Genomic DNA, 20733 nt, shown 5'->3' with positions numbered 1-20733 from the left:
CCGTGCTTTTCCTTGTCTTCCAACTGGATCGCGACCGCTACGCCATCGATGCGGCGCAGGTCGTGTCGGTGCTGAATCTGGTCGAGCCGAAAGCCATACCGCAGGCGCCCGCGGCGGTGGCCGGCGCCTTCGACTACCGCGGCGAGCCGGTGCCGTTGATCGACTTGTGCCAGGTGGCGCTCGGACGGCCGGCGCGCGCGCGGCTGAGCACGCGGGTGATCGTGGTCGACTATCCGGCCGGCGACGGCGGTTCGCGCAAGCTCGGCCTGATCGCCGAGCAGGTGCTGGAAACGGTGCGGCGCGAGGCCGCCGAGTTCGCGCCGGCCGGCGTCGATGCGAGCCACGCGCCGTATCTTGGCCCGGTCGCCTCCGATGCGCAGGGCCTGCTGCAGTGGGTGCGGATCGAGCGATTGTTGCCCGATCCGGTGCGCGCGCTGTTGTTTCAAACCTCGGTGGAGAGCGCATGAAGCCCGGGGGCTTCCAGCAATGGCTCAAGGACACCATGGGGCTGGACGCCAGCACCATCGGCCCGACCGTGGTCGAGCGCGCGGTCGCCAGCCGCATGGCGGCCTGCGAGTGCGGGCAGCTCTCCGAGTACTGGCAGAAGCTGCGCGCTTCACCGTTGGAGCAACAGGAGCTGATCGAAGCGGTGGTGGTGCCGGAGACCTGGTTCTTTCGCGACGCCCAGGCGTTCAGCGCCTTGTCGGCGAGCTACGGCCTGGAATGGGCGGCGACCCATCCCGGCGAGCGCCTGCGCTTGCTGAGCCTGCCGTGTTCGACCGGCGAAGAGCCGTACACGATGGCGATGTGCCTGCAGGACGCCGGGTTCCCGCTCGAACGCCTGCGCATCGATGCGGTCGACATCAGCGAGCGCGCGTTGGCGAAAGCGCGCCGCGGGCTGTACGGCGGCAACTCGTTCCGCGGCCGCGAGCTGCAGTTCCGAGAGCGCCATTTCGCCGCGATCGCGGGCGGTTGGCAGGTGCCGGAGGCGGTGCGCTCGCGGGTGAATTTCATCCAGGGCAACGTGCTCGATGTCGCCTTCCTGCCGGGCGAGGCCGTATACGACGCGATCTTCTGCCGAAACCTGCTGATCTATTTCGATGCCGACACCCAGGTCCGCACGGTCGGCATCCTTAAGCGTCTGCTGCGTCCGCAAGGTCTGTTGTTCGTCGGCCCGGCCGAGGCCGGGCTGATCCTGTCCCAGGGCTTCGCCTCGGCGCAGTTGCCGATGGCGTTCGCGTTCCGCCCGCCGCAAGCCGGCCGCGCCGGCGCGGTGTCGGCGGCGTCGTTGGCGACGACGGCCTCGGCGCTGGCCGGCGCCGCGGCCAAGGCGGCGACGGTGAAGGCCATCGCCAGGGCGCAGCCGGCGGCGCGGCAGCGGCCGGCGCCGGTCGGCAGTCCCGCGCCGGCCGCTGCCGAGCGCGCCGAGGTCCTGCTCGACGAGGCCCTGCTCGACGAGGCTCAGCGCCAGGCCGACAACGGCGACTTCGATCGGGCGGCGGCCTCCTGTCAGGCGTATCTGCAGGCGCAGGGCCCATCGGCGCGCGCGCTGTACCTGCTCGGCCTGATCGAAGGCGCCAAAGGCCGCGACGCAGCCGCCGAAGATTATTTCCGCAAGGCCCTGTACCTGCAGCCCCAACACGAGGAGGCCCTGATGCACCTGGCGTTGTTGCTCGAAACCCGCGGCGACGCCGCCGGCGGGCGGGTGCTGCGCCTGCGCGCGCAACGTTCGCGCAGGACGGCCGGCTGATGCGCGCCGATAAGGACCGCGCAGGATGAGCGCCCGGCAACCGCCGCCCGGATCGATCGGCGCGGTCGCGCGCCTGCTCGACCGCGCGCCCGAGCCGCAGGCGCTGCGCGAGGCCACCCGCCATGTCGCCGCCAAGGCCGAAGACCTCAGGTCGCTGACCGCGTCGCTGTTCGTATTCCGCCTCGGCGCGGAATGGCTGGGCCTGACCGGCTCGGTCGTCGACGAAGTCATCGAGCCGCGCCCGGTCCACACCCTGCCGCACCGCCGCGAAGGCGTGGTGCGCGGGCTGGTCAACGTGCGCGGGCAACTCACCGTGTGCGTGGCGCTCGAGTCGTTGTTCCATCTGGAACCGGGCCCGGCCGATGCCGCGCGCAGTCTGTTGAGCCGGCGCCTGGTGGTACTGGCCTGGCAGGACCAGCGCCTGGCCTTCGAGGCCGACGAAGTGCACGGCTCGCATCGCTACGACCCGGCCGCGATCGGCAACGTCCCGGCGACGGTCGCGCATTCGGTCTCGCCGTTCAGTACCGGCATCCTGGCGATGGGCCGGCGCAACGTCGGCGTGCTCGACGACGCGCTGGTGCTCGGCGCCCTCAATCGGCGGCTCGGATGAGCACGGGCAATCTCCAGGATTATTCGCTGCACGACTTGTTCCGCATGGAGGTCGAGGGGCAGGCGCAGGTGCTCACCGAGGGCTTGCTGATTCTCGAAAGCCACCCGGCCTCGGCGCCGGAACTCGAAGCCTGCATGCGCGCGGCGCATTCGGTGAAGGGTGCCGCGCGCATCCTGGGCCTCTCGGCCGCGGTGACGGTCGCGCATGCGATGGAAGACTGCCTGGTCGAGGCGCAACAGGGCCGGCTGATCCTCGGCAACCTGGTCATCGATGCCTTGCTCGGCGGCGTCGACCTGCTTGCCCGCATTGCCGCGACGCCGGCGGCCGAGACCGCGCCGTGGATGCGCGACGACGCACCGGACGCCGAGCGTTTCCGCGCCGCCCTGGCCGCGGCGCTGGCCGCCGATCCGGCGCCGGCCGCAGTGCCGCGGGCGCTGCCGACGCAGACCGAGGCCGAACCCGCCGTGCCGGCCGAAACCGCCCAGGCCGACTCCGAAAGCGAAGAGCGCGTGTTGCGCATCACCGCGCGCAGCCTCAATCGCCTGCTCGGCTTGGCCGGCGAGTCGCTGGTGGTGTCGCGCTGGCTCGACCCCTATATCCGCTCGCTGAGCCGGCTCAAGCGACTGCAGCAGGACAGCGCGCTGGCGCTGGACCGGTTGGCCGACGTGTCGCCGGGCATGTCGCGCGATCCGCATGCGAACGCGCTGCTGATGGAAGCGCGCTCGGCGATCGCCGAGTCGCAGCGGCAGCTCGCCGACCGCATCGCGCAACTGGATCTGTTCGAACGCCGCATCGCCAGCGTCGCCCACCGGCTCTACGACGAGGCCTTGTCGAGCCATATGCGGCCGTTCGCCGACGGTACCCGGGGGTTCAAGCGGATGGTCCGCGACCTGGCACGCGAACTCGGCAAGGAGGCGCGGCTGGAAATCGTCGGCGCCAAGACCCAGGTCGACCGCGACGTGCTCGCCAAGCTCGAGGCGCCGCTCGGCCATCTGCTGCGCAATGCGGTCGACCATGGCATCGAATCGCCCGAGCAGCGCCGCACCGGCGACAAGCCCGCCGGCGGCCTGGTGCGGCTGGAGGCGCACCACGTCTCCGGTTTGCTCGAAATCACCATCGAGGACGACGGCCGCGGCATCGATCTGGAACGGGTGCGCAGCACCGTCGTCTCCCGGCGCCTGGCCGACGAGGACACCGCATCGCGCTTGAGCGAGGCGGAACTGCTGGAATTCCTGTTCTTGCCCGGCTTCACCCTGCGCGAGGTGGTCACCGAGATCTCCGGGCGCGGGGTCGGCCTCGACGCCGTGCAGAACATGGTCAAGCAACTGCGCGGCACGGTCCGGCTGTCCTCGCAGGCCGGCGGCGGCACCCGCTTCCAGTTGCTGCTGCCGCTGACGACTTCGGTGCTGCGCGCGCTGGTGGTCGAGATCGGCGCGGAAGCCTATGCCTTTCCGCTGACCCAGATCGTCTGCACCGCGATGGTCGCGCGCGACGACGTGCACTGGCTGGAGGGGCGACAGCATTTCCAGTTGAACGGCCGGCGCATCGGCCTGGTTTCGGCGCAGCAGGTGCTCGGCGGCGCAGAGGCCAAGGCCGCGCCGGAACAACTGCACGTGATTGTGCTCGGCGCGCCCGGCGGCGGTCACGAATACGGCCTGGCGGTGGAGCGTTTCCGCGGCGTCAGCGAGCTGGTGGTGCAGTCGTTGCCGAGCCAGTTGGGCAAGGTCAAGGACATCAGCGCCGGCGCCTTGCTCGACGACGGCACCCCGGTGCTGATCGTCGACGTCGAGGACCTGCTGCGTTCGGTCGAACGGCTGGTCTCGACCGGGCGGCTGACCCAGCTGCGTTACGACGACAGCGCTCAGACCGCGACCCGCAAGCGGGTGCTGGTGGTCGACGATTCGCTCACCGTGCGCGAGCTGGAACGCAAACTGATCGAAAGCGGAGGTTATGTGGTCGAAGTGGCGGTGGACGGAATGGACGGTTGGAACGCGGTGCGCGCGGGTCATTTCGACCTGGTCGTCACCGACATCGACATGCCGCGGATGGACGGCATCGAGCTGGTCGGCCTGATCAAGAAAGACCCGCGCCTGCGCAGCGTGCCGGTCATGATCGTGTCGTACAAGGACCGCGAGGAAGACCGCCGGCGCGGCCTCGATGCCGGTGCCGATTTCTATCTGACCAAGGGCGGTTTCCATGAGGAAGCGTTGTTGCAGGCGGTGGTCGACCTGATCGGCGAGGCCGCCGCATGAGGATCGGCATCGTCAACGACCTGGCGCTGGCGGTGGAAGCGCTGCGCCGCGCGATCGGCCGGCGCAGCGAACACCGCATCGCCTGGACCGCGGCCAGCGGCGAGGAGGCGGTGGAGCGCTGCGCCCAGGACACGCCCGACCTGGTGCTGATGGACCTGCTGATGCCCGGCATGGGCGGGGTCGAAGCGACGCGCCGGATCATGGCGCGCAGCCCCTGCGCGATCCTGGTGGTGACCGCCAGCGTCGGCGGCAACGCTTCGCTGGTGTTCGAGGCGATGGGCCACGGCGCCATCGATGCCACCGACGTGCCGACCCTCGGCATCGACGACCATGCCGGCGCGAAGGAGTTGCTGGCCAAGATCGACCTGATCGGACGCCTGATCGGCGATGCGCCGTCGCGGCAGGCCAAGCCGCCGCCGCCGCGCCGCACCCGCGCCAAGCGCCTGGTCGCGATCGGCGCCTCCGCCGGCGGCCCGGCGGCGCTGGCCGAGTTGCTCGGCGGCTTGCCGGCCGGTTTCCCGGCCGCGATCGTCGTGGTCCAGCACATCGACGAGAAATTCGCCGCCAGCATGGCCGACTGGCTCAACCGCTTCTCCGCCAACCCGGTGCGCCTGGCGCGGCCGGGCGACCGGCCGAGCGCCGGCAGCGTGCTGCTGGCCGGCACCAACGAGCATCTCGTGCTCGAACCCGACGGCGCGCTGGCCTATACGCCCGAGCCGGTGGAACAGCCGTACCGGCCTTCGGTCGACGTGTTCTTCGAAAGCATCAACAAGGACTGGCCCGGCGAGATCGTCGGCGTGCTGCTGACCGGGATGGGACGCGACGGCGCCAGCGGCCTGCATGCGCTGCGCCTGCGCGGCCATCACACCATCGCCCAGGACCAGGCCAGCAGCGCCGTCTACGGCATGCCCAAGGCGGCCGCCGATCGCGGCGCCGCCGTCGACATTCTTCCCCTCGATCGAATCGCAGCGAAACTGCGGTCGCTGTTCGGGGACACCAGGAACGAAGCCCCATGACCGAGCATTCTTCGAGCGTTACCTCGACCGCGCCGCGCCAGCGCCGCTTCGTCGTTTTGCTGGTCGACGACCAGCCGATCATCGGCGAGGCGGTGCGACGGGCGATCGCCGGCGAGCAGGACATCGAGTTCCACTACTGCAGTTCGGCCAGCGACGCGGTCACGACCGCCGAGACCCTGCAGCCGACGGTGATCATGCAGGACCTGGTGATGCCCGGCGTCGACGGCATGACCCTGGTGCATCTGTATCGGATGCACGCGAGCCTGCGCAACGTGCCGATCGTGGTGCTGTCGAGCAAGGAGGACGCGGCGGTGAAAAGCCAGGCCTTCGCCACCGGCGCCGCCGATTACCTGGTCAAGCTGCCCGACCCGATCGAGCTGATCGCGCGCATCCGCCACCACTCGCAGGCCTATCTCAACCAGATCGAACGCGATGCAGCCTATCGCGCGCTCAGCGAGAACCAGCAAAAGCTGCTGGAAATGAACGAAGTGCTGCGCCGGCTCAGCGACGTCGACGGCCTCACCGGGCTCAACAACCGCCGCTACCTCGACAGCTACCTCGACACCGAATGGCGCCGCGCGGTGCGCGAGCAGGACGATTTCTCGATCCTGATGGTCGATGTCGACAACTTCAAGGTCTACAACGACGCCTACGGCCACTTGCTCGGCGACGAAGCGCTCAAGGCGGTGGCCGGTGCGGTGCAACGTTGCGCGCAGCGCCCGGCCGACGTCGCCGCGCGCTTCGGCGGCGAAGAGTTCGCCCTGGTGCTGCCGTCGACGCCGGCCGAAGGCGCGCGCCGCGTGGCCGAGCAGATCTGCGCCAGCGTGTACGAACTCGCGATCCCGAACACCGGAGCCGAGATCGGCCGCGTCACCGCCAGCGTCGGCGGCGCGACCTACTCGCCGTGCAGCGGCGGGTCCTACGAGCCCTTGCTCGAAGCGGCCGATTTTGCCCTCTACGAGGCCAAGCGCGCCGGCAAGAACCGGGCGGTCCATCGCGAGCTGCCCTGAGCCGTCGCCGCAGCCGGCCCTGCGGTTCCGCAGGCAAGCCCCGGCGGCGCGGCAATGGGCGACCGGGTCGGCGGACCAGGCTGTCGAGCGCGCGCACGGCCCGGCCGTCGTAGCACCGGCTTGCTCATTCAACCCCGTGGATACGTCCCGCGAATCGTTTGCGTGCCGCGACGACAACTCGCACCGGGACCTGGCGCGTCGTTCCCGGGCGCGCGTATCGCTGCAGGCGATCGGCTCCGGGAAGCGACCGACGATCGCGCCGCAGAAGGTCGCGTGCGGCGCGGCTTCGCCGGGCCTCGTCGCTTAGCGACCGCTTGTCGGGACTCACACAAGTTCACCCGAATCGAGCCGTTCGTCTCCCCCGCGGCCATATGTGCCTAATTACCATCAAGCCTGTCGCACAAGGGGGTGGGGCGTGGGGACACCAGGTCGTTCGGGCAGAGGACAATGCGCGCTCGCCGGTATCCGGCGGGAAGCTGAACCGATATCGGAACGGATTGCGGTAGCGCCGAAACGGCGCGCGGCAAAAGCGTTCGCGCTGTCGGCGTTGCTGCTCGGCGGCCTCGCGGCCGCTCCGGCCCAGGCACAGTTCAAGGTCGCTCAGGCGTTCACCAACAGCACCGCGCCGGGTTGGACGATCCTGGGCACCAACAATGCCCTGACCAATAACGACAGCGGCATCCTCACCGGCGGCTACGGCCTGATCGCCGACGGCAACAACACCAACGACGCCAACGGCAACGGCTGGTTGCGCCTGACCACGGACCAGGGCACGCAGGTCGGCAATGCCTTGTTCACCGGCGGCACCTTGCCGTCGAGCAACGGCGTGATCGTCGAATTCGATTATGTAATCTGGGGCGGCAACGGCGCCGACGGCATCAGCTTCTTCCTGTACGACGCGGCCCAGAACATGGCCGGGGCGCTGCCCGGCGCCGGCCTGGGCTATTGCGACGGCCTCGGCGGTTATCTGGGCATCGGCCTGGACGAATTCGGCAACTTCTCCGGGCAAGCCCCGGGCGTCGCCGGCGGTTGCTCGCCGTTGAGCGGCAGCCCGGGCGGTGCCGGCGGCGACAACGTCGTGGTCCGCGGCCCCTTGAGCGACAACAATCGCTTCATCTCGCGCACCTTGCTCAGCGGCGGCATCGACGTGCCGACGGTCACCGTGCGGCCTGCAGCCGACCGCGCCCGTATCGTACTGATGCCGAACGGATCGGGCGGCTATCGCGTCTCGGTCGGCGTCGGCCAGAACGGCGGCGCCGTCACTACCGTGCTGTCGGAACTCAACTTTCCTTACACCGCGCCCAGCAGCCTGCGCATGGGTTTCGGCGGCGCGACCGGCGGGCTCAACAACATCCATGAGGTGCGCGAGTTGACCGCTGCGGCGCCGGCCGACATCGCGGTGACCAAGACCGTATCGGCGACGCCGCTGTTCCGCGGCCAGCCGATGAGCTATACGGTCACCATCGCCAACACCGACATCAACGTCACCGACCCGGGCAATCAGGCGCCTTCGATCGACGCCGCCAACGCGCCGGATATCACCGACACCCTGCCGGCCGCTGTGACCGGCGCGACCTGGACCTGCAGCGCCACCGCCGGTTCGACCTGCCCGGCCGCCAGCGGCTCGGGCAACCTGGCCTTTACCGGCGGCTATCAGCTCGCGCCAGGCGGAATCCTGACTTTCACCATCAGCGGCACCGTCGCGGCCGGGGCTACCTGCGGCGCCAGCGTTCCCAATACCGCCAGCGCCAACTTTTCGGCGACCGACGGATTCTCCGACATCGACCCGGCCGACAACGCGGCGACCGCGAACTTCACCGTCGCTTGCGCCGACCTGGCGATCACCAAGACCAACAACCAGACGATCTATGGCGCAGGCCAGTCGTTCAACTACGTTCTGGTGGCCAGCAATGCCGGCCCCGCGGCGGTGACCAACGCGGTGTTCACCGATCCGGCCATCGCGAATTTCACCGTAACCGGCGTGACCTGCACCAGCCCGGCGGGTGGCGCGGTCTGCCCCAGCGTCGGGGCCGCGCCCGGGCAATTATCGGTCGCGAACATGCAGGCCGGTGGAGTGAACATACCGACTCTGCCGTCGGGAGGCAGCGTTACCTTCACCGTCTCCGGCACCGTGGCCGCCAACGCGACCGGCAACCTGACCAATACCGCGCAGATCGCGCTGCCGAACGGCGGGGTCGACACCGCGCCGGCCAACAACACCGCGTCCGACACCGACACCCCGCAACCCAATTTCGGCGTCTGCGATGCGCGGCTATGGCTGGAGCAATCGCCGGGCGCGCCCACGCCGACCACGCTGTACCAGATCGGCACCGGCACCAATCCGTTGACCTTCAATCCCGTCGGCACGACCAACCTGCTGTACAACGCGGTCGGCTACAACCCCAGCGACAACTACCAGTACGGCCTGGTGACGAGCAACACCAATACCCTGGTCAGGATCGGCGCCGACGGCACCACCGTCAGCCTCGGCGCGGTCAGCGGGCTGCCGGTCGCCACCTACATCAGCGGCGCCTTCGGTACCGCCGGCAACATCCTGTACGTCAAGGACAACGTCGGCGCCGGCACCACGATGTACGCGATCAACGTGAGCACCTTGACCGCCACCCCGGTCGCCCTGAGCGCGGCGATCAACATCGCCGACTGGGCCTGGGTCGGCGGCCTGCTGTACGGCGTCACCAACGGCGGCCAGTTGGTGTCGGTCAACCCGACCACCGGCGCGGTCACCGGCATCGGTGCCCCCAACGGCCTGCCGGCCGGCTTCTTCGGCGCCATGTACGGTGCGCCGAACGGGTTGTTCGGTTCCGGCAACAACCCGCCAAGCGGTTTCTACCAGTTCGATCTGACGACCGGCGCGGCGACCCTGATTTCCGGCGCGCCGGGGTCGAGCTCGAACGACGGTTCCAATTGCGCGACCGCCAACATCAGCTTCGGCGCCGACCTGGCGATCACCAAGACCAACACGCCCGGGGTCAACGGCAACGTCGACCAGGCCAACGACACCTACACGCCGGGCACGAACGTCGTCTACACCATCGTGGTCAGCAACAGCGGCCCGTTCGGCGCGCAGAACGCGACCGTCAGCGACCCCTTGCCCGTCGGCATCGCCACTGCGAGCTGGACCTGCAGCGGCAGCGCCGGCGGCGTGTGCGCGGCGAGCGGCAGCGGCGCGATCAACGACGCGACCGTCGACCTCCCGGTCGGCGGTTCGGTGACTTACTTGCTGACCGTGACGGTGCCGGCGAACTTCACCGGCGCCTTGAGCAACACCGCCACCGTCACTGCCGGCGCCGGCACCAGCGAGACCAATACCGCCAACAACCAGGCCACCGATTCGGACACCTCGGTATCGCGCCTGACGATCAGCAAGATCAGCCTCGGCGGCGTCGGCGCCTTCAACTTCACCGGCAGCAACGGCGTGGCCGCGCAGACCTTGACCACGACCGTGGCCGGCACGCCGGTCAGCGGCGCCGTGCAGACGCTGACGAGCGTCGGGGTGGCGACGACGGTCGCCGAAGCGGCGCTCGCGGGCTATGCGGTCACCGACATCGCCTGCACTGGCCTGGCCAGCGGCGGTACCGCGACGCCGGACCTCGCCAATCGCAGCGTGGTGCTCGATGCCGCAGCGACCGCGGCCGGGGCCAACATCGTGTGCACCTTCACCAACAGCCGGCAGCCGATCCTGCGCTTGCAGAAGGCCTTGCCGCTCGGGCGCTTCGTCGCGACCGATCAGTTCGTGCTCACCGTCAGCGGGCCGGGCGGACCGAGCACGGTCACCACCACCGGCAGCAGCAATGCGCCGAGCGAAGTCGCGATCGTCAACCCGGGATCGAGCGGCGGCGCCTACACCCTGACCGAGGCCGGCGCAGCCGGCACCAACCTGGCGAGCTATACGACGACCTACGCCTGCACCAATGCACTGGCCGGCGGACAGACCCCGAGCGGCAGCGGCATCAGTTTCAATGTCACCGCCGCGGACGGCGACGACTTGACCTGCACCTTCAGCAATACGCGCGCGCCGATCGCCGACCTGTCGATCACCAAGACCAACACCCCGGGCGTGAACGGCGACATCGACCAGGCCGGCGACACCTTGGTGAGTGGCGCGACCACGACCTACACCATCGTGGTCAGCAACGCCGGCCCGGATGCGGTGACCGGCGCGGTATTGCGCGACCCCGCCGCCGGTCGCAGCAATCTCACTTGCACGGCGCCGGCGACCTGCACCGGCGCGGCCTGTCCGAGCGCGTCGTTGAGCCTGGCGGCGCTGGATGCCGGCGTAGTACTCGGCAACCTGGTCAACGGCGGCACCGTCACCGTCGCCCTGAGCTGCGTGGTCGATTGAGCCCAGGCGCCTGAGTCGACTGCGGGGCGCGAGAGCGATCAGCGGGGCTGGAGCGCACGCCTGCGCCTGGAAGCGACAGCCGGCGATCAGGCCGTTTTTCGGTCGCCAGCCGCGGCCTACGATCGGGCCGCGCCGGTCTCCTGGCAGCGGGCTCGGATCAGGCCGCTGCGGTCCGTGCTGCAGTTTTCGCTCAGGCCGCGGCAGCCTGCAGCAGCGCGAGTTGCTCGCGCAGCGATTCGTTTTCGGCGGTCAGCTCGGCCACGCGTTGGCGCAGCGCCAGCACCTGGTCGGCGAGCGCGGCGTCCAGCGCCGAGGTCTCGCCCTCATCGCCTTCGCGCGGTTCGCGCGGCTTGCGCCGCGATTCGCGCACGCGCTTGGCCGCTTCCTTGAGTTCGCTCTTGCCGGCCAGGGCGGCGGCGCGCTGTTCGTCTTCCGGCAAGGTCGCGACCGCGGCGGCGGCATTGAGCGAAAGCGTGCCGGACTTGACCGCGGCGACGACTTCCGGCGCCGCCTGCTTGTGGATGGTTTCGATCAGGCCGACCTGGGCGGTGCTCAGGCGCGCTTCGCGGGCGATCTCGCCGCGTTGCTTGCGCGCGCCCGGCGCCGGCTTGGCCGCGGCGGCCGCTGCGGGTTGCGGCGCATCGGCGCCCGGTTCGGGCGCCGAGGTGTCCCAGGGCGCGTCGTCGTTGCCGGTGTCGGCGGTGGCCGGCGCGGCTGCAGCGGCGGCGCGCTCGGCCAGGATCTCGCGCTTGCGCAGGGCCAGCACGCCGCGCTGGAAGTCCGACACGCTGCGGCGGCCTAGGTGCTGGTCGATCATCCACAGGTAGACGTCGTCGATCGACCGGAAGCGCGGGTTCTGCACGGTCTGGAACGGCAGGCCGTGCTTGCGGCAGATGCCGTAGCGGTTGTGGCCGTCGACCAGCACGTCGCCCCACAGCACCAGCGCGTCGCGGCACCCCTCGGCGAGAATGCTGCGCTCGAGCGCTTCGTGCTCCTCCTCGGTCAGCGGATCGATGTAGGCCTTGAGCTCTTCGTTGACGACGATTTCCATGACGGGCACTGCAACTTCGGGCGCGGCATTGTAGGCAGATGCGGCGCGCCGGTCAGCCCTGTGCCCATCCTGGCCGGCGGCGGTGCCGGTGGGGTCGCGTCGACGCGATTCGGCCGAGGCGCCGGGGCGGCTGCAGCGGCGAGGGCTCAGTGCGGGCGCATCGGCATCGGATGGGCCCGGTCGTGGGTGTCGGGCGCGGCGGCTGGCTTGGACGCCTGGGCGTTCAGCGCGGCGAGTTCGCGCATCGACTCGGCGACCGGTGTCTTAGCCGCCTCGGCGGCCGGCATCTGCGCGCGAAGATGGGCCGGATCGCGCGGATCGCCCTGGACCACGAACAACTGCTCCGGCTGGCCCGGGGCGTGGCCGGCGACGACCTGGTCGACGCGGCTCAAACCGCTGCGCTTGGCCAGCACCAGCAGACTCGCGGCGGTGCGTTCGCCGTCCGCGCCGCGCACCAGGCCCTGGCCCTGCTGGATCGCCGCGATGCCGGCGCGGACCTGACCGTACAAGCGGTGGTCCGGATGCCCGGCCAGGCGCGGGTCGGACGGCTGCGCGGCCGGCGGCGACGGACGCCGCGTGGCTTCGTCGAACGGATTATGCGGGCGGTCGGGCAGGTGGCGCAGGATCTCGCCGGCCACGCCTCGCGCGCCTTGCGCGAGCGCCGCGCCGATCGATGCGCCCTCGCGGGTCAGCAGCATGTCGCTGCGGTACTTGTCGAACATCGGCCGATGCTGCTGCGCCAGCCGCTGCGCCTGCGGGTCGTCGAGCACCGAGCGGTCGCGGCGCCCCGCGCCGTCGAGCGGAAGGAAGTGATGCATGCGATGCGACTCCCAGCCGGCCGCGGCCGCGGGCAGGGCGTAGCGGATATCGAGGCGGTCGCCGTTGTCGGCATAGCGGCCGACCCGGATCAGCGTATCCACCTCTTGGTCGACCGCGTACATGCGGACCCGGCCGAAATGGCGGCCGGCGGCGCTGACGAGATCGCCCGCCATGACGTGGTTGAGCACTTGCGTACCGCCTTCCGGGATGCGCTCGCGTAGGCTCGCCGCACCATAGGGATTGAAGGTCTCGCCGTTGAGGCCGTAGCGGTAGGCGCTGATCTGCGCCAGGCAGCCGCCTAGGGAATGGCCGGTGACCGTCACCGGCACCTCATGGCCGAGTTCGTGCTTCAGCTCTCGCGCGTATTCCACCGCGCTGCGGGTCAGGCTTAGCGCGTCGTCGGCCTGGCGATTGACGCGCGCGGCGACCATGCCGCCGTCGGCGAGCAGCCCGTCCTTGACGAATTCGCGACCGAACTCGGTGCCGCGGTGCGCGACCACGAGCGCGCCGGTGTCGAGACGCTGATAGATCGTGCCCTGATAACCGGACGGCCGGTCGACATGTTCGATGATCTTGTAGGTCACCTCGTCGATGCGCACCTTGTCCTCGCGGCCTCGGGCGCGGCGCCCCGGCGCGTACGGGCTGTAGGCGTCGCTGGCGAGGTTGGCGTAGTGTTGGCTGCTGTTGCTCATGGCGTGCCCGCTCTCGAAATGCCCGCCCTCGGAATGAAGGTGACGGAAAAGACGTCGGGACGTATCGCTTCGCGGTAAGTGCGCGGGCCTTGGTAATCCAGGGCGACCGCGTCCTGCGGATTGACCCGTGGACGCCCGTCTCGCCAGAAATGCAGAGTGCTGCCGCGCCCGGACAGCAGGGCCTCGCCGGGCAGGGTCGGATCGACGACGATGTCGCGATGTTGCCGGTCGGCGAGATGCAGGCCGACATGCAGGGCGGCGAGCCTCCAGCGGCAGACGCCGAGGCCGTGGTAGTCCTCGTCGCGCATCGCATCGGCGTATACGGCGATGAGATAGCGCTGAGGCTCGGTGCGGACGTAGGTCGCCGGCAGGCTGTGCCGCGGCACCGGCCGGACCCCGGTCCCGGGCACCTCGGGCACGCACGACAGGTCCGCCACTTCGTACTGGACCGTGGCCTGCAAGGTCAGCACCGGCCCTGGCGCGTCGTCGAGACGCAGGGCGACCTCGTAACGCTGCTGCGGATGCGGGTTGAGTCGGTAGGGCGGCATGGTCGGCTCGGAAAGATCGGCGCAGGCGCCGAGGGCCAGGACGAAGGCGATGCCCAGGACGGGCGCGCCGGGAGCGGCAGGAGTGGAGCGCATGCGAGTTCGTGGCGGCAGTGGGGCCGCGGCGCTGCGACGATCGCCGGGCCGTGCGGCCGGCGTCGACGATGCGGCGGCCGGTCGCGCCGCGTGCGGTGCCGCGCGATCAGGCCAGGCCATGTTCGACCGCGAGGTAGACCAGGGAGGCGTCGCCGCGGACGTCGAGCTTGTCGAACACCCGCGAGCGAATCGTGCGCACGGTCGACTCGGTGACCCGCAGCGAATCGGCGATGCGGCGAATGCTCTCGCCCTTGACCATCAACATCGCGACCTCGAGTTCGCGCGGGCTGAGCTGGTCGAACGGCGAGGAATCGAACAGCACCTGGCAGGCCAGGGCGTTGTCGAGGAAGCGGCGGCCGGCGGCGACCTCGCGCACCGCGCGCAACACCACCAGCGGATCGCTGGTCTTGCTGACGTAGCCCAGCGCGCCTGCCGCAAGCAATCGCCGCGGAATCGGGCTGCGTTCGAGCATCGACACGATCAGGACCTTGCGGTCCGGGTCCTGGCGCAGCAGGCGGCGGGTCAGGTCCAGGCCGTCGGTATCGGGCAGGTCGAAATCGCACACCACCAGGTCGAGGGCGACGGTCGGAATCGAGGCCAGCGCATCGCGACCGTTGGCGGCCTCGCCGACCACTTCGATGTCGCCCGCTTCTTCCAGTACCCAGCGCATTCCGGTGCGCATGAGGGGGTGGTCGTCGATCATGAAGACGCGGATCATTACGAACTCTCTTGCCAAGTCAGATCCATCTGGATGACACCTAATCTCAACAAAACTCCAGAGTTGGCAAGCATCGCTTCTTGAATTTGCTTTGTGTCCACAAGAACGTAGACATTTGTCTACACGGCGTGGCCAAACGCGCACGACGAATCAGAGTTTTCCTACAACGCGTTGCGGATTTCCGGTGCTAGCCTCACTCCCGGATTCGGCAACGCCGCGACGCATCCGCAACGACGAGGCAGCGCGCCGCCACTCGCGACGGCTCGCGAACGGCGAGGGAACGCACACGTCGCGGTCTACACAACCGATATCCGCTGTGCGGCACGCGTCGTCGGTGGGCGATTCGTCCGGCTGCACGTCTCGCATCGCACGGGTCGAGTCGTGCGGGCGGGAATGCGCTCCAGAAAAACGCTCATCAAAAACACGATCAGAAAATGGTTGGAAACGATCGAGAAAGCGATCCAGGAAACACGGCTACGAGGCACGGCCCGACGAACATCCTCCAAGAGCGCGTTCCAGGCACATTCCACGAGCACATTCCAAGAGCAGTTTGCAGAGCACGTTCCAAGAGCACGTTCAAAGAGAACGTTCAAAGAGCACGTTCCAAGAGCGCGCTCGAAGAAGGCGCGAAACGGAAACGCAGGCCGGAAAACTTTCCCGGAAAGCACGAGCCGGGAGACGGCATACGGTCCGAGTAGCGCGTATCCCGCCAGATGCCGAGTCGCCGCTAGCCGCCGCCCAGCGCCGCAGGCACCACCTTGCCGGATGACGCGGTGGACGCGCCGTCGGGCGGCGGAGGAGACGTAGGTCCGTGTGTGCGGCTGCAGTTCGTAAGGTTTTTCCAGGGACGGAGGCGAAGCCTCCGGGCGGCGGTGGAGAGTGCGCTGGCGGAAGTCGCGTGGCGCAGGCGTCGGTCATCGGGCCGCCTCATCGGCGGCCCGGACTGCAAAAAAAAGGGGGACGGGCATGGCCGGGATGGACCGCGTGGCGAACGGGCTGCATGAGGCGTATCTCGCCGGCATCCAGTCGGGCCTGGGCGACTTCGCCTTCTACAAACTGATCGACGCCTACTTCAGCCAGGAAATCGACGCCTTCGGCCTGCAGCTGATGGGGCGGATGATGGCCTGGGCCAGCGGCATCGCCCTGACTCTGGTGACCCTGTGGGTGTTGCTGGCGGGCTATCGCATCGTCACTGGGCAGTCGCGCGAGCCGATGATGGCCTTGGTGGTCAATACGATGCGGGTCGGCGTCATCGTCGCCATCGCCACCGGCATGTCGATGTTCGGGGGCAGCCTGCATGGCGTGTTCACCGACAGCCTCGACCGCGAAATCCACCAGGTCTTCACCGGCATCGAGGGCCGCACCGCCGCCGACAGCATCGACCAGAACCTGGCCTATACCCAACTCGCCCTGGCCGCGATCGATGCGGTGCAGGTGGTCGATGGCGACGATGCGATGCGCGAGGAGAAAGCGCGCGCGCTGCTGTTCGCCGGGTTCGGTTCGGCCAGCCCGGCGATGACCGCCGGCGCGATGCTGCTGTTGTACAAGTTCGGCATCGCCGTGTTCATCGGTCTCGGCCCCTTGTTCATCCTGTGCCTGATCTTCGAACAGACCAAGGAACTGTTCCGCAAGTGGCTGCTGTACGGCCTGGGCACCTTGTTTTCGATGGCGACCTTGAGCGTGGTCACGGCGATGGCGATGAAGCTGTTGGCGAAGGTTGCGATGGCGTTCTGGGTGTCGAAAGCGTTCAACGGCATCGTCGGCCTCGATGCCGAAGGCATGACCAGCCTGGCGATGCAGCAGGGCGGCATCGGCCTGATCCTGACCACCTTCATCGTCGTCGCGCCGCCGGTGGCGGCGGTGTTCTTCAACGGCACCATGGGCAACTTCGTGCATTACTCGGCCTTCGGCGGCAGCGCCGGCACGGCACCCGCGGTCTCGGCTCAAGCCGCGACCGCGTCGTACCTGGCCGCACCGCACGGCGGCGAACAGCGCGCCGCCACACCGGCCTTGACGACCGGGGCGATGCACGAGTCGGGTCGCCCGCCGATGCGCGAGCCGCGCGGCGAAGATGCGGTACGCAGGAGCTGATGGCGATGGGCGAGCCTCTATCGATGCGCCGCAAACGCGCGTTCTGTGCGGCCTTGTTGGCGTGGTCGGCCGTCTCGGCGGGAGCCGCGCAGGCCGAAGGCGGCTGCCCGCCGGGCATGGTTCCGTATAGCGCGGCCTCGCCGAACGCCTGCGCGCCGATGCCGAGCGGTCCCGCCCCGCGCGGCGCGGCGGGATCGCGCTGGGCCAGCCAGTGGGGCGCGCTCGCCTTCGATGGGGCCGCCGGCATCATGGGCGCGGCCAGCAACAGCCGCAGCAAGCGCGACGCCCGGCGCATCGCCCTGGAGGACTGCCGCGCGCGCGGCGGCCGGGCCTGCAAGGTCGAGTTCAGCTACCGCGACAGTTGCGTGGTGGTGGTCGCCGGCGATCGCCAATCGGATACCTCCACTGCGAGCAGCGCCGAGCGCGCCGCCGAAATCGGCCTGGGCGCGTGCGAGGCGCGCAGGGACAGGCGTTGCGAGTTGTATTACGCGGAGTGCAGTTTTCCGGTGCGGGAGCGTTAGGGAACGCATCGCCTGGGGGTCGTGGCGGCTGCGATGTTGGTTTTTGGCGGTGGGGGGCTTCTGCTTATTGGGCTGATGTGCGGCGAAGTCGTCAGGACGCGGTCGCGACTTGCGTCGCTGCCGCCCCTGAGCTATTGCATCAGCGTCATCGCGGCTCTCCCCTGGAGAGCAACGTAAGTCGCGACCGCGGAACGCACTGACACATCGATGCCTGCAACACCCATCGAAGCGGCGTGCATTCGCCTGGGTAGGGGCGGCGCGAGCCGCGACCGCGCCGCCTCATGTTCGCGTCGTTACTCCCCAAGCCCCCTGTAGGAGCGACGTGAGTCGCGACCGCGGGACGCACTGACACATCGATGCCTGCAACACCCATCGAAGCGGCGTGCATTCGCCTGGGTAGGGGCGGCGCGAACCTCGACCGCGCCGCCTCATGTTCGCGTCGTTACTCGCCAGGCCCCCTGTAGGAGCGACGTAAGTCGCGACCGCGGGACGCACTGATACATCGATGCCTGCATCACCCATCGAAACGGCGTGCGTTCGCCTGGGTAGGGGCGGCGCGAACCTCGACCGCGCCGCCTCATGTTCGCGTCGTCACTCGCCAAGCCCCCTGTAGGAGCGACGTAAGTCGCGACCGCGGGACACACTGACGCATCAATGCCTGCATCACCCATCGAAACGGCATGCATTCGCTTGGGTAGGAGCGGCGCGAACCTCGACCGCGCCGCCTCATGTTCACGTCGTTACTCGCCAAGTTCCCTGTAGGAGCGACGTAAGTCGCGACCGCGGGACGCACTGATACATCGATGCCTGCATCACCCATCGAAACGGCATGCTTTCGCCTGGGTAGGAGCGGCGCAAGCCGCGACATCGCTGCGACGGTCTCGCGGCGCATTCCTTCTTGAGGTGAGGATCAAGGTCAAGATCAAACCCAAAGCTTCCGCCACTAAAGCGGCGGGTTACTTTCTTTTGTCTAAAGCAAAAAAAGAAAGGTAACCAAAAAAATGCTTCTGTTTTGAATCACAGGCCTGCACGAGCGGTGCTTCCGCGGGGCTCTACATACGGGACCTCCCTGTCCCGATGAAAAACGGCGCGCATCCCTGCGCGCCGCCCTCCGGGGCTTCTTTGGTCTTCGCTAGTGCGAGGCTGCGCACGGCAACAGCAACAGCAACAGCAACAGCAATGGCAATAGCAACAGTCACCCGGAATGGGCGGGGCGGTACAAATCCACCGACGATTCCGCCCCTGAGCGAACGCGGCTCCCGCTATTTGCCGCGTGGCGCGGGACGGTCGCGCTGGGTCTGGCGGTGATGGCGCTCGGCGCAGGCCGGGCCGCAATAGAGGCGTTGCGGGTCGTCGTCGAACGGTTCCAGGCAGGCGTGGTTCAAGCAGTAGCCGGCGGCCAGGGGCCGGGTCGCGGCTTCGGCGGCGAGTTGCTGGGCCTGCAGCGATTGGGCGAGGTTGATCTCCTCGAAGCGTTGGGCCTGATCGATGATGTCGCTCATGGGTGAATCGAGTCCTTGCGAAAGTGGCGACGGTGCGAGGCCGTCGTGGGAAGTCGGATGGCGCGCCGACCTAGGCCGGCGACGGCCGTGTCGGTGTGCGCATCAGCCTTCCATCGCCGCGTCCCACCGGCTGACACGCGGCCGCCGATTTCGCTCGCGGGTGGGATCGGTAGCTCGATATGTGCCGTGGTTCACGCCGCTGTGCGAACGGACTGAACCGTTTGTTACGGCATGGCGTCGTGACATGACGTGGGTCTGAACGCCGCCGCAAAAATGCGTTGCCGGTATCCCGGGGTGAGACGTCGGCTCGCTAAGGTGTCGTCATCGGCCATCGCGCGGCCGAGTGGAGTGCGCCATGACGCTCGAGACCCGACCCGATCGCGGCCCGGAACCCGGTCGCGCCATGCAGGCCCTGTACGACGCGACCTGGTTCGCGTTGTGCGAAGGCGACCGTTATGCGGCGATGGGCCGGCGTGCGGTGGCCAATTCCTTCTACAAGCTGCTGCCGATCCTGGCCGAAGCGCGCAAGGCGATGGCGCTGGAAGCCGCGGGCGCCCAGGGAGCCGGCAGTGGCGCCGCGCTGGCGAGCGAGCCTGCGCTGTGCATGGTGCCCTCGGCCGCCATCGAAACCATCGACGCGGCTTCGGCGCCGCCGGCGCAGGACAGGTGATGCGGCGCCGGCCCTGCCGCCGATGCTCGGCAGCCGGCGCGAGCCTCGCTGACATCGCGTCGGCGCCGGCCGCGCTCGGTTCGCCGTATCGCTCGACCCGGCTCGACCCGGCTCGGGCCGCTCGGCTGCGTCCGCCTGGAACCGGCGAGATATGGCGGGTCCGGCTCGATCCCAGGCCCGCGGTTCTCCTGCGTTCCAGTGCCGCCGCCACGGGCGCGAGAAGCCGGACAGGCGACGCAGCAGCCGGCTCCGGCTATGATCCGCGGACCGACACAAGGGAAGTGGATCGATGATCAAGTTGGCTTGGGTACTCGGCTTCACCGCAATGCTCGCGATACCCACCGGGATCGCTTCCGCCGCCGAACCCAATGCGCCCGCCGCGCCGGTTGCCGCGCCGGCCGCCCCGGCCGGCGATGTCAGTGCCGCCGACAAGGCATTGCACGACACCATCGCAGGGCTCGATACGCAGGTGTTCGACGCGTTCAACCGCTGCACCGACCCGAAGCAGCTCAAGCGTTATTCGGATTATTTTTCCTCCGACGTCGAGTTCTACCACGACGTCGGCGGCGTTTCGTGGACCCGCGAATCGATGATCGCCCAGACCCGCGCAGGCGTCTGCGGCAAAATCCGCCGCGAGTTGATCCCGGGCACGATCAAGGTCCGGCCGATCAAGAGCTACGGCGCGCTCGAAACCGGCCAGCACCGTTTTTGCCAGGTCAAGACCGGCCAGTGCGACGGCGTCAGCGATTTCCTGCTGATCTGGCGCCAGCAGGCCGATCATTGGGAGGTCGGCCGGGTGATCAGCTACGGCCACGGCGACAACAAGCCCTGAGTGGCTTGGCGGCCCAGACCCTGGCGCCTTGACTGGCTGCGCGGTCCCGGCCGCGGCCGCCCGGGCCTGGGGCCCGCAGCGGCGCGCTCCTGAGGCCCGCAACGGCGCGATCCATTGCGATCGCATGACGCCTCTTCGATAGCGAACGGCCTCCCCGTGCCCGGCACGGAGAGGCGTGTTCGGCTCTATGGATAG

General features: G+C 68.9%; 16 protein-coding genes. 11 read left to right on the top strand and 5 right to left on the bottom strand.

Annotated features, from left to right (window positions below; translation table 11 throughout):
* Nucleotides 1-2: 2 nt before the first annotated feature.
* The 7 genes from AC6CH2_RS06155 to AC6CH2_RS06125 all read left to right on the top strand — a co-directional run bounded on the left by AC6CH2_RS06155 (nt 3) and on the right by AC6CH2_RS06125 (nt 11001).
* Nucleotides 3-467, top strand: a complete 465-nt coding sequence (locus AC6CH2_RS06155; protein ID WP_498268427.1) for a chemotaxis protein CheW — start codon at nt 3-5, stop codon at nt 465-467.
* A complete protein-coding gene (locus tag AC6CH2_RS06150) occupies nt 464-1750 on the top strand; it encodes a CheR family methyltransferase (protein WP_498268426.1) in 1287 nt (428 codons plus the stop codon). The genes AC6CH2_RS06155 and AC6CH2_RS06150 overlap by 4 nt, the downstream gene beginning before the upstream one ends.
* Before the next feature lie 25 nt (nt 1751-1775).
* The gene (locus AC6CH2_RS06145; RefSeq protein ID WP_498268425.1) at nt 1776-2360 is read left to right on the top strand and encodes a chemotaxis protein CheW; all 585 of its coding nucleotides are present in this window, start codon (nt 1776-1778) and stop codon (nt 2358-2360) included.
* On the top strand, nt 2357-4612 hold the full coding sequence (locus AC6CH2_RS06140) for a hybrid sensor histidine kinase/response regulator (protein ID WP_498268424.1): 2256 nt from the start codon (nt 2357-2359) through the stop codon (nt 4610-4612). Before AC6CH2_RS06145 ends, AC6CH2_RS06140 begins: the two co-directional genes overlap by 4 nt.
* Nucleotides 4609-5628, top strand: a complete 1020-nt coding sequence (locus AC6CH2_RS06135) for a chemotaxis response regulator protein-glutamate methylesterase (RefSeq protein ID WP_498268423.1) — start codon at nt 4609-4611, stop codon at nt 5626-5628. The genes AC6CH2_RS06140 and AC6CH2_RS06135 overlap by 4 nt, the downstream gene beginning before the upstream one ends.
* The gene (locus tag AC6CH2_RS06130) at nt 5625-6638 is read left to right on the top strand and encodes a GGDEF domain-containing response regulator (protein WP_498268422.1); all 1014 of its coding nucleotides are present in this window, start codon (nt 5625-5627) and stop codon (nt 6636-6638) included. Before AC6CH2_RS06135 ends, AC6CH2_RS06130 begins: the two co-directional genes overlap by 4 nt.
* A gap of 547 nt (nt 6639-7185) precedes the next feature.
* Nucleotides 7186-11001 (top strand): beta strand repeat-containing protein, encoded by a 3816-nt coding sequence (locus AC6CH2_RS06125; protein WP_498268421.1) that lies wholly within the window; start codon nt 7186-7188, stop codon nt 10999-11001.
* A 190-nt stretch (nt 11002-11191) separates the two neighbouring features.
* Here the strand turns inward: AC6CH2_RS06125 and AC6CH2_RS06120 are convergent, their stop codons facing one another.
* The 4 genes from AC6CH2_RS06120 to AC6CH2_RS06105 all read right to left on the bottom strand — a co-directional run bounded on the left by AC6CH2_RS06120 (nt 11192) and on the right by AC6CH2_RS06105 (nt 14922).
* Nucleotides 11192-12052: a ParB N-terminal domain-containing protein gene (locus AC6CH2_RS06120; protein ID WP_498268420.1), complete on the bottom strand. Its 861-nt coding sequence runs from the start codon at nt 12050-12052 to the stop codon at nt 11192-11194.
* Nucleotides 12053-12198: 146 nt separating this feature from the next.
* Nucleotides 12199-13563, bottom strand: coding sequence for an XVIPCD domain-containing protein (locus AC6CH2_RS06115; protein WP_498268419.1), 1365 nt, complete (start codon nt 13561-13563; stop codon nt 12199-12201).
* The gene (locus tag AC6CH2_RS06110; RefSeq protein ID WP_498268418.1) at nt 13560-14204 is read right to left on the bottom strand and encodes a hypothetical protein; all 645 of its coding nucleotides are present in this window, start codon (nt 14202-14204) and stop codon (nt 13560-13562) included. Before AC6CH2_RS06110 ends, AC6CH2_RS06115 begins: the two co-directional genes overlap by 4 nt.
* 106 nt (nt 14205-14310) lie before the next feature.
* Entirely contained in the window at nt 14311-14922 is a 612-nt protein-coding gene (locus AC6CH2_RS06105; RefSeq protein WP_498268417.1) for a response regulator, read from the bottom strand.
* Between the two features lie 966 nt (nt 14923-15888).
* Between AC6CH2_RS06105 and AC6CH2_RS06100 the strand changes: the two genes are divergently transcribed.
* Nucleotides 15889-17013 (top strand): TrbL/VirB6 family protein, encoded by a 1125-nt coding sequence (locus AC6CH2_RS06100; RefSeq protein ID WP_498268416.1) that lies wholly within the window; start codon nt 15889-15891, stop codon nt 17011-17013.
* 5 nt (nt 17014-17018) lie between these two features.
* Nucleotides 17019-17534 carry a DUF4189 domain-containing protein gene (locus AC6CH2_RS06095; protein WP_498268415.1) on the top strand — a complete coding sequence of 172 codons (516 nt, stop codon included), beginning with the start codon at nt 17019-17021 and terminating at the stop codon, nt 17532-17534.
* A gap of 1262 nt (nt 17535-18796) precedes the next feature.
* Here the strand turns inward: AC6CH2_RS06095 and AC6CH2_RS06090 are convergent.
* Nucleotides 18797-19036 (bottom strand): hypothetical protein, encoded by a 240-nt coding sequence (locus AC6CH2_RS06090; protein ID WP_498268414.1) that lies wholly within the window; start codon nt 19034-19036, stop codon nt 18797-18799.
* A gap of 355 nt (nt 19037-19391) precedes the next feature.
* Here AC6CH2_RS06090 and AC6CH2_RS06085 point away from each other — a divergent pair, with 355 nt between their 5' ends.
* Nucleotides 19392-19706, top strand: coding sequence for a hypothetical protein (locus AC6CH2_RS06085; RefSeq protein ID WP_498268413.1), 315 nt, complete (start codon nt 19392-19394; stop codon nt 19704-19706).
* Nucleotides 19707-19995: 289 nt separating this feature from the next.
* Entirely contained in the window at nt 19996-20538 is a 543-nt protein-coding gene (locus tag AC6CH2_RS06080; RefSeq protein ID WP_498268412.1) for a nuclear transport factor 2 family protein, read from the top strand.
* Nucleotides 20539-20733: the final 195 nt, after the last annotated feature.

Source organism: Lysobacter sp. GQ73 (assembly GCF_059758755.1).
The sequence above is the reverse complement of the archived record's forward strand: the minus strand, read 5'-3'. Positions and strand labels throughout refer to the sequence as shown.

Coding starts and splice junctions, on each gene's coding strand:
- AC6CH2_RS06150 (WP_498268426.1), top strand. CDS start 464: ATGAAGCCCGGGGGCTTCCAGCAATGGCTCAAGGACACCATGGGGCTG.
- AC6CH2_RS06145 (WP_498268425.1), top strand. CDS start 1,776: ATGAGCGCCCGGCAACCGCCGCCCGGATCGATCGGCGCGGTCGCGCGC.
- AC6CH2_RS06140 (WP_498268424.1), top strand. CDS start 2,357: ATGAGCACGGGCAATCTCCAGGATTATTCGCTGCACGACTTGTTCCGC.
- AC6CH2_RS06135 (WP_498268423.1), top strand. CDS start 4,609: ATGAGGATCGGCATCGTCAACGACCTGGCGCTGGCGGTGGAAGCGCTG.
- AC6CH2_RS06130 (WP_498268422.1), top strand. CDS start 5,625: ATGACCGAGCATTCTTCGAGCGTTACCTCGACCGCGCCGCGCCAGCGC.
- AC6CH2_RS06120 (WP_498268420.1), bottom strand. CDS start 12,052: ATGGAAATCGTCGTCAACGAAGAGCTCAAGGCCTACATCGATCCGCTG.
- AC6CH2_RS06115 (WP_498268419.1), bottom strand. CDS start 13,563: ATGAGCAACAGCAGCCAACACTACGCCAACCTCGCCAGCGACGCCTAC.
- AC6CH2_RS06110 (WP_498268418.1), bottom strand. CDS start 14,204: ATGCGCTCCACTCCTGCCGCTCCCGGCGCGCCCGTCCTGGGCATCGCC.
- AC6CH2_RS06105 (WP_498268417.1), bottom strand. CDS start 14,922: ATGATCCGCGTCTTCATGATCGACGACCACCCCCTCATGCGCACCGGA.
- AC6CH2_RS06100 (WP_498268416.1), top strand. CDS start 15,889: ATGGCCGGGATGGACCGCGTGGCGAACGGGCTGCATGAGGCGTATCTC.
- AC6CH2_RS06095 (WP_498268415.1), top strand. CDS start 17,019: ATGGGCGAGCCTCTATCGATGCGCCGCAAACGCGCGTTCTGTGCGGCC.
- AC6CH2_RS06090 (WP_498268414.1), bottom strand. CDS start 19,036: ATGAGCGACATCATCGATCAGGCCCAACGCTTCGAGGAGATCAACCTC.
- AC6CH2_RS06085 (WP_498268413.1), top strand. CDS start 19,392: ATGACGCTCGAGACCCGACCCGATCGCGGCCCGGAACCCGGTCGCGCC.
- AC6CH2_RS06080 (WP_498268412.1), top strand. CDS start 19,996: ATGATCAAGTTGGCTTGGGTACTCGGCTTCACCGCAATGCTCGCGATA.